Origin of the sequence: Thiocapsa sp. (assembly GCF_011390875.1) — a bacterium.
Lineage (GTDB): Bacteria > Pseudomonadota > Gammaproteobacteria > Chromatiales > Chromatiaceae > Thiocapsa.
The window spans coordinates 1-11020 of sequence record NZ_JAABRP010000039.1 but is presented as its reverse complement, the minus strand read 5'-3'; the positions used below and the strand labels follow the sequence as shown (position 1 = coordinate 11020).

At 64.3% G+C, this 11020-nt stretch carries 15 protein-coding genes; all 15 read left to right on the top strand.

Annotation, left to right across the window (positions count from 1 at the left end):
* On the top strand, positions 1–186 hold a 186-nt coding region (locus tag GPT33_RS04905; RefSeq protein ID WP_296806203.1), incomplete at its 5' end, for a sodium ion-translocating decarboxylase subunit beta.
* Between the two features lie 34 nt (positions 187–220).
* A complete protein-coding gene (locus GPT33_RS04900; RefSeq protein ID WP_296806202.1) occupies positions 221–832 on the top strand; it encodes a YceD family protein in 612 nt (203 codons plus the stop codon).
* A gap of 141 nt (positions 833–973) precedes the next feature.
* Positions 974–1150 (top strand): 50S ribosomal protein L32, encoded by a 177-nt coding sequence (rpmF, locus tag GPT33_RS04895; RefSeq protein ID WP_007194663.1) that lies wholly within the window; start codon positions 974–976, stop codon positions 1148–1150.
* Positions 1151–1212: 62 nt separating this feature from the next.
* Positions 1213–2241: a phosphate acyltransferase PlsX gene (gene plsX, locus GPT33_RS04890; RefSeq protein WP_296806201.1), complete on the top strand. Its 1029-nt coding sequence runs from the start codon at positions 1213–1215 to the stop codon at positions 2239–2241.
* Entirely contained in the window at positions 2241–3197 is a 957-nt protein-coding gene (locus GPT33_RS04885) for a beta-ketoacyl-ACP synthase III (RefSeq protein WP_296806200.1), read from the top strand. Before plsX ends, GPT33_RS04885 begins: the two co-directional genes overlap by 1 nt.
* Positions 3198–3228: 31 nt before the next feature.
* The gene (gene fabD / locus GPT33_RS04880) at positions 3229–4179 is read left to right on the top strand and encodes an ACP S-malonyltransferase (RefSeq protein WP_296806199.1); all 951 of its coding nucleotides are present in this window, start codon (positions 3229–3231) and stop codon (positions 4177–4179) included.
* Positions 4166–4906, top strand: coding sequence for a 3-oxoacyl-ACP reductase FabG (fabG, locus tag GPT33_RS04875; protein ID WP_296806198.1), 741 nt, complete (start codon positions 4166–4168; stop codon positions 4904–4906). The genes fabD and fabG overlap by 14 nt, the downstream gene beginning before the upstream one ends.
* Positions 4907–5059: 153 nt before the next feature.
* Positions 5060–5296, top strand: coding sequence for an acyl carrier protein (gene acpP, locus GPT33_RS04870; RefSeq protein WP_007194668.1), 237 nt, complete (start codon positions 5060–5062; stop codon positions 5294–5296).
* Positions 5297–5411: 115 nt separating this feature from the next.
* Positions 5412–6650 carry a beta-ketoacyl-ACP synthase II gene (gene fabF / locus GPT33_RS04865; RefSeq protein WP_296806197.1) on the top strand — a complete coding sequence of 413 codons (1239 nt, stop codon included), beginning with the start codon at positions 5412–5414 and terminating at the stop codon, positions 6648–6650.
* Positions 6651–6707: 57 nt separating this feature from the next.
* Positions 6708–7592: an aminodeoxychorismate lyase gene (gene pabC / locus GPT33_RS04860; protein ID WP_296806196.1), complete on the top strand. Its 885-nt coding sequence runs from the start codon at positions 6708–6710 to the stop codon at positions 7590–7592.
* Positions 7589–8590: an endolytic transglycosylase MltG gene (gene mltG, locus GPT33_RS04855; RefSeq protein ID WP_296806204.1), complete on the top strand. Its 1002-nt coding sequence runs from the start codon at positions 7589–7591 to the stop codon at positions 8588–8590. The genes pabC and mltG overlap by 4 nt, the downstream gene beginning before the upstream one ends.
* Positions 8587–9288, top strand: coding sequence for a dTMP kinase (gene tmk / locus GPT33_RS04850; RefSeq protein WP_296806195.1), 702 nt, complete (start codon positions 8587–8589; stop codon positions 9286–9288). The genes mltG and tmk overlap by 4 nt, the downstream gene beginning before the upstream one ends.
* Positions 9285–10313: a DNA polymerase III subunit delta' gene (holB, locus tag GPT33_RS04845; protein ID WP_296806194.1), complete on the top strand. Its 1029-nt coding sequence runs from the start codon at positions 9285–9287 to the stop codon at positions 10311–10313. Before tmk ends, holB begins: the two co-directional genes overlap by 4 nt.
* Before the next feature lie 3 nt (positions 10314–10316).
* A complete protein-coding gene (locus tag GPT33_RS04840; protein WP_120798786.1) occupies positions 10317–10688 on the top strand; it encodes a PilZ domain-containing protein in 372 nt (123 codons plus the stop codon).
* Between the two features lie 106 nt (positions 10689–10794).
* Positions 10795–11020, top strand: a 226-nt coding sequence (locus GPT33_RS04835; RefSeq protein WP_296806193.1) for a TatD family hydrolase, incomplete at its 3' end; no start/stop codon positions are given.

Genomic DNA, 11020 nt, shown 5'->3' with positions numbered 1-11020 from the left:
GTGAACCCTTTGATCGGTGCGGCAGGTGTCTCGGCGGTCCCGATGGCGGCGCGCGTCGTGAACAAGGTCGGCCTGGCCGAGAACCACCACAATTTCCTGTTGATGCATGCCATGGGTCCGAATGTTGCCGGTGTGATCGGCTCGGCGGTCGCGGCCGGCGTCTTGCTCGCCTTGGTCGGCCCATAACCGGATGCGGTTTAAGTTGACGTTGTGATCGTAAATGCGCTATTTTTGCGCGCTTATGTCGAGTGCACCTCGTGAGCTCATCGATCCTTGGCGAGCCTGTCGCCGTGAGTTCGTCTTCAGCGGCGACGTGTTGTTGCGCGAATTTCAGCGGCTCACCGCTGCCACGGACGTTCCGGAGCGCGCACCGCGGCAGGTCGATTCGGGACTCGAGGATCCCGCGGTTGCGGATGCGGTCAGCTACGAGCTTCGGTTCGCCCGAGATCGAGATGGTCGGTGCGTGGTGACGGGCCGTGTGCGCGCGACTCTGCGGTTGCGCTGTCAACGTTGCCTCGACGAGGTCGAGGTTCCGGTTGACGCTCGGATCGAGCTGGCGTTGATCCGCCGGGACGAAGATGCGCTCGACCTGCCCGGGCATCTCGACCCTTGGCTGGTGACCGAGGAACGGCTCGATCCTCTGGACTTGATCGAGGACGAGCTGCTGCTGGCGGTTCCCGTCATTCCGCGGCATCCACTCGGATCCTGCATGCCGGGAGCGGTCGAGCGTGACGAGGCGGCAGCGTCGGCAGGCGGCGGGAAAGCGGGGTCGGATACCAGGCGCCGGCCCTTCGAGATCTTGGCTGCGCTCAAGCGACCGCCGGGGAAATGATCACACGGGATCGTACCGAGACACGAGCTCGGCGGGTCTTCCGCTGCGCCGGAATGCGTCCCGGACAGCATTCATTGATAGATTGGCAAACAGATCGCGATTCCGCTCGAGTGGCGGCCGCGCGTTATTCGGAGATCAAAGATGGCCGTTCAGCAAAATCGAAAAACCCCGTCCAAGCGCGGCATGCGTCGCTCGCACGACGCATTGAGCAAGCCGACCCTCTCGGTCGATCCCACCAGCGGCGAGACACATCTTCGCCACCACGTGACGCCGGACGGTTTCTACCGCGGCCGCAAGGTTCTGGATCGCTCTGAGTGACCGTTCGCGGTCGCCTCGGAGCCCTAAAACCAGCGCACGACCATAGCTCGAACATTCTCGGGATGAGACCGGTCTCGACAATCGCGCTCGACGCGATGGGGGGCGATCACGGCCCTGGTGTCGTTGTCGCCGCTGCGCTGCGTTTCCTTGCCGCCTCGGATCGAGTCGATCTGATCCTCGTCGGCGACGAGGCGAGAATCGGCAAACACCTCGGTAACGCCGATCGGACTCGACTGAAGATCCGGCCGACCACCCAGGAAGTCGGAATGGACGAGGCGCCATCTAAGGCGCTGAGGGGCAAGAAGGACTCCTCGATGCGCGTGGCCATCGACTTGGTCAAGAGCGGCGAGGCGGACGCCTGTGTCAGCGCGGGTAACACCGGCGCGCTGATGGCGACCGCACGCTTCGTCCTCAAGACCCTGCCGAGTGTCGATCGCCCGGCGATCATTACGGCCGTGCCTTCCCTTCACGGACATTCCCACATGCTGGATCTGGGTGCGAACGTGGATTGCACGGCCGAGCATCTCTTCCAGTTTGCCGTCATGGGCAGTGAGTTGGTCACCGCCGTCGAAGGCGTGGCAGCACCGCGTGTCGCGCTCCTGAACATCGGACAGGAAGAGATCAAGGGCAACGAGCAAGTCAAGCAGGCCAACGAGCTACTCCTGCGCAGCAGTCTGAACTATGTTGGCTATGTCGAAGGCGACGGGATCTTTCTCGACGACATCGACGTGGTCGTCGCCGACGGATTCGTCGGCAACGTCGCACTTAAATGCAGCGAAGGGGTGGCCAAGTTTGTCCGGCACTCCTTGAGTGCGCAGTTCAAGCGGACCTGGTTCAGCCGGCTTGCCGGGCTTGCGGCGATGCCGATTCTCAAGCAGTTTCGCCACACGATGGATCCTCGTCGCTATAACGGTGCCAGTCTCTTGGGCCTGCGCGGAATCGTGATCAAGAGTCATGGCGGTGCGGATGAGATGGCGTTCGAGAACGCAATCCACATCGCCTTGAAAGAGATTCACGCGAATATCCCCAAGCGGATCGGCGAGCAAGTCGGCCGGCACCTCGACAGCGGACAATACAAGGCGATCGCCTGATGATTTACTCGCGTATCCTGGGAACCGGGAGCCATCTTCCGGCCCGGACGGTGACGAACGCCGATCTGGAGGCGATCGTCGACACCACGGCGACCTGGATCTTCGAGCGCACCGGCATCGAGAAACGCCATTTGGTGTCCGACGGGGAGACCTGTTGCGATCTCGCCGAGGTGGCGGCCCGCCGAGCGCTGGATGCAGCCGGGCTCCAGCCGTCCGATATCGATCTCATCATCGTCGCCACCACCACGCCCGATCAGTTTTTCCCGAGCACCGCCTGCCTTCTGCAGCAGCGTCTCGGCGTTCACGGTTGCCCGGCCTTTGATCTTCAGGCGGTCTGCACGGGCTTCGTCTACGCGGTCGGAGTTGCCGACAAATTCATCCGAACCGGCTCCGCCAAGCGGGCGCTGGTTGTCGGAGCCGAGACGCTTTCACGCATCCTCAACTGGGAGGACCGCGGCACCTGTGTCCTCTTCGGAGACGGAGCCGGCGCGGTGGTCTTGGAAGCGGCGGACGAGCCGGGCATCATCTCCACCCATCTGCATGCGGACGGCGCTTACAAGGACCTGCTCCAGGTTCCGGGGGGGCTCGGCAACGGGCATCCCGATGCCCGTTTCATGGAGATGAAGGGGAACGAGGTCTTCCGGGTCGCCGTGACGACGCTCGGGCGCATCGTCGACGAGACCCTTGCAGCCGCCGGCATGGCCAAGTCGGACATCGATTGGTTGATTCCGCACCAGGCGAACATCCGCATCATCCAGGCGACCGCGCGTAAACTGGACTTGCCGATGGAGCGCGTCGTGGTCACGGTGGCCGAGCACGGCAATACCTCCGCGGCATCCATTCCGCTCGCCTTCGATCAAGCGGTGCGCGACGGGCGCATTCAACGTGGCGAGCTTCTTTTGATGGAAGCCTTCGGGGGCGGTTTCACCTGGGGCTCCGTCTTGGTTCGTTTCTGATTGTTTTATTGCCAGCTCGTTGCCGATACGGATGACATACATGATTGCCGCATTCTTCCCCGGCCAGGGTTCCCAGTCGATCGGGATGCTCGACGCAATGGCCGAGTCCTATCCGGATGTCCGCAGAACCTTCGATGAAGCATCCGATGCCTTGGGCCTCGACCTTTGGCGTTTGGCCAACGAAGGCCCCAAGGCGGACCTCGATCTCACCCGGAACACCCAGCCCGTAATGCTGACCGCCGGCATTGCAGTCTGGCGCGCCTGGCTGCAGGCCGGTGGATCGCCGGCGCGGGTCATGGCCGGTCACAGCCTAGGCGAGTATTCGGCCTTGGTGGCCGCCGGAGCGCTGAGCTTTGCCGACGGCGTGCGTTTGGCTGCCGAGCGCGCGCGCTTCATGCAGGAGGCCGTTCCGGCGGGCGAGGGTGCAATGGCGGCCGTGCTGGGTCTGAGCGACCCCGACGTCATTGCGCTTTGCGCCGCGCAGGCCGAAGGAGCCGTGCTCGAGGCCGTGAACTTCAATGCGCCGGGACAGGTCGTGATCGCGGGCGAAACCGCTGCCGTGAACCGCGCGCTCGGCGCAGCCAAAGCGGCGGGCGCGAAGCGGGCGGTGACCTTGCCGGTCAGTGTCCCCTCGCATTGCGCGCTGATGCGCCCTGCCGCAGATCGGCTCGCCGAGCGGTTGGCGGCGATCGAGATCCGGGTTCCGGCGGTTGCAGTCCTGCACAACGCCAGTGTGCAGAGCGCCGCGGACAACGCCGCGCTGCGCGACCAACTCGTCCAACAGCTCTATCGCCCGGTGCGCTGGGTGGAGACGGTACGTGCAGTCGCCGCCGAAGGTATTCGGATCGCGATCGAGTGCGGCCCGGGCAAGGTGCTGACCGGTCTGAACAAACGCATCGACGACAATCTGACGACGCTGCCGGTCTTCGACCCGAAGTCACTCGAAACGGCACTGGAGGCGATAGGCAATGCTGAGAGATGAAATCGCGCTCGTAACGGGAGCCTCGCGCGGGATCGGTCGATCCATCGCGATGGCGTTGGCCGAGCAGGGTGCCGCCGTTGCCGGCACCGCCACGACGGCGGCCGGAGCACGCTCGATCGAGGATGCTCTGACCCAAGCCGGTTACCGGGGCATCGGGGTTGTGCTCGATGTTTCCGATCAAGCCTCGGTCGAGGCTGCCATCGGGGAGGTCACCGCGCGCCTCGGCGCACCGGGCATCCTTGTAAACAACGCGGGAATTACACGCGACAACCTTCTGATGCGCATGAAGGACGAGGAGTGGGATGCGGTCATCGAGACCAATCTCAGCTCGCTGTACCGCGTCACCAAGGCATGCCTGCGTGCGATGACGAAGGCGCGAAAAGGCCGGATCATCAACATCGCCTCGGTCGTGGGCTCCATGGGCAACGCCGGCCAGACCAATTATGCGGCCGCCAAGGCAGGCATGATGGGCTTTACCAAGGCGTTGGCACGCGAGGTCGGATCACGCGCGATCACAGTCAATTGTGTCGCCCCCGGGTTCATCGACACCGACATGACCCGCGAATTGCCCGAGGCGCAACGCCAGACATTGATCGGCGGGATCCCTTTGGGGCGGCTCGGACAGCCCGAGGAGATTGCGGGTGCCGTGGCCTTTTTGGCCTCTCCCGCAGCGGCTTACATCACCGGCGAGACCCTGCACGTGAACGGCGGCATGCACATGGCATGAAAAACGTCGCGATCGATATGATTAAGATCAACTAAATCAGATCCTTGTGCTTTTTGCCGAGGACTGATGCGGCTTTCATCGGCCGTCGATTGTCACTAGAATACCGCCTGGTCCAGCGAGGGCCACCTTTATTCATCCGGAGGAATCAGTCCCATGAGCAGCGTTGAAGATCGAGTCCGCAAAATCGTTGTCGAACAGCTTGGCGTCAAGGAAGAGGAGGTGACCTCGGAGGCGTCCTTCGTCGACGATCTCGGCGCGGACTCACTCGACACGGTTGAGTTGGTCATGGCCCTCGAAGAAGAGTTCGAAACCGAGATCCCGGACGAGGATGCGGAGAAGATCACCACCGTCCAACAGGCCATCAACTACATCAACCAGCACCAAGCCTAGGCAGGTGTCCGGCACCCGGATCGGGTGCTCCGAGGCTCGAGGGCCGTCGGCCGCAGCTGGATGCCGGTGCGGCGGCGAGCGTCGAATATCGCGTTTCGAACGAAAGGGGTAGGCAATGTCAGGCAGAAGGGTAGTGGTCACCGGTTTGGGCCTCGTGGCGCCGGTCGGTTTGGACGTCAAGTCCTCCTGGGACAACATCCTCGCCGGCAAAAGCGGGATCAAACCCATCACCCATTTCGATATCGAGCCGTTCAGCACCCGCTTCGGTGGCCCGATCTACGGTTTCGAGATCAGCGATTACATCGCTGAGAAAGAAGCCAAAAAGATGGATAAGTTCATCCATTACGGCATGGCCGCCGGCTGTCAGGCGATCGCCGACGCCGGGCTTGAGATCGATGACTCCAACCGTCGCCGCATCGGGGTAGCGATCGGTTCGGGAATCGGCGGAATTACGGGCATCGAAAACAACTACGAGGCCTATCGCTCCAAGGGACCCCGTCGGATCTCGCCTTTCTTCGTCCCGGCCAACATCATCAACATGGTTGCCGGCAACCTCTCGATCAAGTTCGGACTGAAGGGTCCGAACTATTCGATCGTCTCTGCGTGCAGCACGGCGACGCACAACATCGGCGAGGCGGCGATCATGATCCGCCACGGCTATGTGGACGTCATGATCGCCGGCGGGGCAGAGATGGCGACCTCGCCGGTCGGCCTGGGCGGCTTCGCTGCGGCCCGCGCGCTCTCCACGCGCAACGACGCACCCGAGGCGGCCAGCCGCCCCTTCGATCGCGATCGCGACGGCTTCGTCCTCAGCGACGGTGCAGGTGTCGTGGTGCTCGAGGAATACGAGCGCGCCAAGGCCCGCGGTGCCCCCATCTATGCCGAGCTGGTCGGTGTCGGGATGAACTCCGATGCCTACCACATGACCGCGCCGTCGGAAAACGGCGAAGGCGCCTGCGACTGCATGCTGCTCGCGCTCGCGGACGCCGGTCTCGACAAGGACCAGGTGCATTACATCAACGCGCACGGCACCTCGACACCTGCGGGCGATGCGGCCGAGACGATGGCCATCAAACGCGCGTTCGGTCAGCGCGCCTACGAGATCCCCGTCAGCTCGACCAAGTCCATGACCGGCCATATGCTCGGCGCTGCCGGCGGGGCGGAGGCGATCTTCACGATCCTCGCCATTCGCGATCAAACCGCGCCGCCGACCATCAACTACGAGACGCCGGATCCGGATTGCGATCTCGATTACGTCCCCAATACCGCCCGAGAAATGCGCATCGATGTCGCATTGACCAACTCCTTCGGATTCGGCGGTACCAACGGGACACTTGCCTTCCGTCGACCCTAGGGTCGGTTTGCGCAACGGGTTCGACCTCGCTTGGTCGGTTCGCCGCCTTCCTCTCCGATGACCGATCCGTCGGAGGATCGGGGCGTCGCGGGGGCGGCAGGGATTCGCCATGTTCTGGTGGATGGGCATGAGCATGATCGGATCCCCGTCGGGGATCGTGGTCTTCACTACGGCGACGGCCTGTTCGAGACCATCCTGATCCGCGACGGCATGCCTTGCCTGTGGGACCGCCATATGGCGCGTCTTGCACGCGGCGCCGAGCGGCTGGGGCTCCCGCAGCCTTCCCGATCGATACTGCGCGAGGAAGCAGCTCGGATATGCGGCACGCTCGATGATGGCCTTCTGAAGCTGATCATCACCCGCGGGGTCGGCGGTCGCGGTTATCGCCCTCCTGCCTCGCCGCACCTCCGGCGCATCCTGCTGTCCTATGCCTCGTCTCCGAACGCCGATCCGATTGCACGCGGCGGTGTCACCATCCGGTATTGCACGACGCCTGCATCCGTGAATTCGCATCTGGCCGGAATCAAGCATCTCAACCGTTTGGACGCGGTGCTTGCCCGGCAGGAATGGGATGCCCCGGAGATCGCCGAGGGTCTGATGTGCGACGATGCCGGTGCCGTCGTGGGCGGGACGATGACGAATCTCTTTGTCTGGGACGGCGTCGCGCTCGCCACTCCCGAGGTGACACGGAGCGGCCTTGCAGGAACGGTGCGTTCGGTTGCACTCGAAGGGGCCGCGCGGGCCGGTATCACGTGTGTCGAGCGCCCCGTCACGCGAAGGATGATCGAGGAGGCCGTCGGACTCTTCCTCACCAACGCAAGGATCGGCGTCTGGTCGGTCGCACGCCTCGCGGAGCGATGTTTCGACCCCGACCGGCTGCCCGTCGCTCTCCTGCGTCGGATCCACCAAGCGGCGCATACACCTGAATGGCCCGATCCATGATGACGCGCGTCTTGTTCATCTCGATACTCGCAGCAGCCGCACTCGGGATCGGCCTCTGGCTCGACTATGGTGCCTTCATCAAGGCGCCGGTGCCCTTGCCCGAGGAGAGCACCATCCTCGATATCCCGCGCGGGACTTCGCTGCGTGGACTGGCGCGTCGGATGACCGACGAAGGCATTCTGCAACACCCCTATTACTTCATCGCCTTGGCCTACCGGCAAGGTGATCAGGCCCGGATCAAGGCCGGGGAGTTCGAGCTGACCGCCGGGATGACCCCGGTCGACGTCTTGGCGCGGATCACCTCGGGTCAAGTCGTGCAGCATCCCGTCACCCTGGTCGAGGGCTGGACCTTTCGGCAAGCCGTCGCCGCGATCGAGGCCCAGGATCGATTCAGCGGAGACCTATCGACCCTGTCCGACGAGGACCTGATGGCCAAGCTCGGCCGTCCCGGGGGGCATCCGGAAGGGCTCCTTTTTCCGGACACCTATCGCTTCCCGCGCGACACACCGCGCTTGTCGGTCCTGCAGCGTGCCTTCGAGCGCATGGAGCAGGTCCTGGCCGAAGAATGGGCGGGGCGCCGCGAGGGGCTGCCGATCGACAGCCCCTACGAGGCCCTGATCCTCGCCTCGATCGTCGAGAAGGAGACGGGCGCGGCACACGAGCGCCCGGAGATCGCAGGTGTCTTCGTGCGCCGACTACGCAAAGGGATGCGCCTGCAAACCGATCCAACCGTGATCTACGGCATGGGCGACCGTTACGAGGGTCGCATCAGACGCGCGGATCTGCGCGAGGCAACCGCCTACAATACCTACGTCATCGACGGACTTCCGCCGACACCCATTGCATTGCCCGGGCGGGCCGCGATCCATGCCGTTCTCAACCCCGCGGACGGGGACAGTCTCTATTTCGTCTCGCGCGGCGACGGTACACATGTCTTCTCGGCCACGCTCGATGCGCACAACCAAGCAGTGCGCCGCTATATCCTGGGTGAGCCATGAGTCTTTCGACCGCGATGCATCCGAAACCGGCGCGAGGTTGCTTCATCACCCTGGAAGGCATCGAGGGCGCGGGGAAGTCCACACACATCGCCGCGCTCTCGGCGCTGCTGTGTTCGATGGGTATTGGGGTCGTGACGACGCGCGAACCCGGAGGCTCGCCGATCGCCGAGCGGATCCGCGCACTGCTGCTCGATTCGAGCAACACCGGGATGGACGAGACCGCCGAGCTGCTCCTGATGTTCGCGGCACGCGCCGAGCATTTGAGCAAGACGATCCGACCTGCGCTGGAATCCGGCGCCTGGGTGCTGTGCGATCGCTTTACCGACGCGACCTACGCTTATCAAGGCGGGGGGCGCGGATTGAATCCGGAGCGCATTGCGCTGCTCGAGACACTGGTTCAGGGCGACTTGCGGCCGGATCTGACCCTCCTTTTCGATCTCGAGCCCGCGCTCGGGCTTGAGCGCGCACGCGGTCGCGGGACCGCCGATCGATTCGAGTCGGAGACCCTGCACTTCTTCGATGCGGTGCGCGCGGTCTATCTTGAGCGGGCGCACGCGAGCCCCGAGCGCTATCGCCTGATCGATGCCGCCGCGCCCTTGAGCGACGTCGGCGAACAGGCGGATCAGGCGTTGCGTGCCCTTATCGAGACCCGTCGAGGCGAGACCGCCGACGCGTCCGGTGAAGGAGAACACCTATGATCGAGCCGACACCGCTCGCATTCGATGCCCCTCTGCCCTGGTTGGTCGATGATTGGAAACGCCTGGATCGGGCCAGAGGCGACGGGCGACTCGCACATGGCCTTTTGGTCAGCGGTCCTCGCGGCATCGGCAAGCGCCATCTCGTCGAGCTGCTGGCTCGCTCGATGTTGTGCGGCGTGCCGACGGCGGATGGACTCGCCTGCGGACGCTGCGCGGATTGTGCCCTGATCGCCGCCGAGAGCCATCCCGATCTGTTGCGCGTCGGCCCCGATCCCGAGGCGAAATCCGAAGAGATCCCGGTGGCGGCGATCCGGGCGCTCGTGGAGCGGGGTGCACTGACACCGAGCCGGGCCGCATGGAAGGTGACACTCGTGGATCCGGCCGATCATCTCAACGCGGCGGCTGCGAACGCCCTGCTCAAGACCCTCGAGGAGCCGCCGGGGGCGGCTCTCATCGTCCTGGTGACGGAGCAGCCCGGACGCCTGCCGGCGACCATTCGCAGCCGTTGCGGTCAGATCCGCATCCCGACGCCGTCCACGGCGGATGCGCTCGCATGGCTGGCCGGGCGGCTCCCCCAAGAGGCGGCCGCATTGCGCCTCGGCCTTGCGCACGGCGGACCGCTACGCGCGTTGGCCGAGCTCGACGACGCCGGTCTCGAGCAGCGGCGTGAGCGGATCGCCGGGTTTCTTGCAATCGCCCGCGGGGAACGCGACCCGCTCGTAGAGGCGTCGGCTTGGAACAGCCTCGGACCACGGCTATGCTTGGATTGGTTGGCCGGCTGGCTGGTCGACTTGGTGCGTCTGTCCGCAAGTGAGCGTCCGGCACAGCTCGACAATCCGGATCAACGCGATGCATTGCGTGCGCTCGCAAGGCGTCTGGAACCGGCTGCCCTGCATCGGCTCCTGCAACGCGTCCTGCGTGCGCGTGCCCTGGTGGAAACCAGGGCAAACCCCCAACTGCTGCTCGAATCTTTATCGATCGAATGGCTTCGCGTCGGTGCGGGGCAAGCTTTCAGGAGACCTTGACCCATGGCGATACCGGGCGCGTCCACCGGGTCCCTCGCGGGACAGCAGCGTATCCTCAGCTTCGCGATCAAGGACAAGGCTGCGCTTTATGCCGCCTTCATGCCCTTCGTGAAGAACGGCGGGCTCTTCATCCCGACCACGAAACGCTACCAGCTCGGCGACGAGATCTTTCTTCTGCTGCAGTTGATGGAGGAGACCGAGCGCATCCCGGTCGCCGGCAAGGTGGTCTGGGTCACGCCGCCGGGCGCCGAGGGCAGTCGTGCGATCGGCGTCGGCGTGCAGTTCAGCGACCAGGACAAGGGGATGGCACGCCGCAAGATCGAGGACTATCTCGTCGGCGCGCTCAACTCGGATCGCCCGACCCACACCATGTAGGCCATACCATCTAAACCGCGCCAGCTCCGACGGTTGTCGGAGCTGGCGCAGCCAAGCCAATCCAACAAACCACGCATACCGCACCGGGCGCGGTTTAGGAGTTCGGATGCTCGTCGATTCCCATTGCCACCTCGATCGGGTGGATTTACGCCGCTACGAGGGCGACTTCACCGGGCTCATGCAGGCGACCGCCGATGCCGGCATCACGCACATGCTCTGCGTCGCCATCGATTTGGAGCACTATCCGGGCATGCGATGCCTGGTCGATCCCTTCGAGCAGGTCGCCGTTTCGGTCGGTGTGCATCCGAACCAGGAACACGGCGAAGAACCGT

Bases quoted from the DNA above. Each gene is read 5' to 3' on its own strand.
- GPT33_RS04900 (WP_296806202.1), top strand. From the start codon at position 221: ATGCGCTATTTTTGCGCGCTTATGTCGAGTGCACCTCGTGAGCTCATC.
- rpmF (WP_007194663.1), top strand. From the start codon at position 974: ATGGCCGTTCAGCAAAATCGAAAAACCCCGTCCAAGCGCGGCATGCGT.
- plsX (WP_296806201.1), top strand. From the start codon at position 1,213: ATGAGACCGGTCTCGACAATCGCGCTCGACGCGATGGGGGGCGATCAC.
- GPT33_RS04885 (WP_296806200.1), top strand. From the start codon at position 2,241: ATGATTTACTCGCGTATCCTGGGAACCGGGAGCCATCTTCCGGCCCGG.
- fabD (WP_296806199.1), top strand. From the start codon at position 3,229: ATGACATACATGATTGCCGCATTCTTCCCCGGCCAGGGTTCCCAGTCG.
- fabG (WP_296806198.1), top strand. From the start codon at position 4,166: ATGCTGAGAGATGAAATCGCGCTCGTAACGGGAGCCTCGCGCGGGATC.
- acpP (WP_007194668.1), top strand. From the start codon at position 5,060: ATGAGCAGCGTTGAAGATCGAGTCCGCAAAATCGTTGTCGAACAGCTT.
- fabF (WP_296806197.1), top strand. From the start codon at position 5,412: ATGTCAGGCAGAAGGGTAGTGGTCACCGGTTTGGGCCTCGTGGCGCCG.
- pabC (WP_296806196.1), top strand. From the start codon at position 6,708: ATGACCGATCCGTCGGAGGATCGGGGCGTCGCGGGGGCGGCAGGGATT.
- mltG (WP_296806204.1), top strand. From the start codon at position 7,589: ATGATGACGCGCGTCTTGTTCATCTCGATACTCGCAGCAGCCGCACTC.
- tmk (WP_296806195.1), top strand. From the start codon at position 8,587: ATGAGTCTTTCGACCGCGATGCATCCGAAACCGGCGCGAGGTTGCTTC.
- holB (WP_296806194.1), top strand. From the start codon at position 9,285: ATGATCGAGCCGACACCGCTCGCATTCGATGCCCCTCTGCCCTGGTTG.
- GPT33_RS04840 (WP_120798786.1), top strand. From the start codon at position 10,317: ATGGCGATACCGGGCGCGTCCACCGGGTCCCTCGCGGGACAGCAGCGT.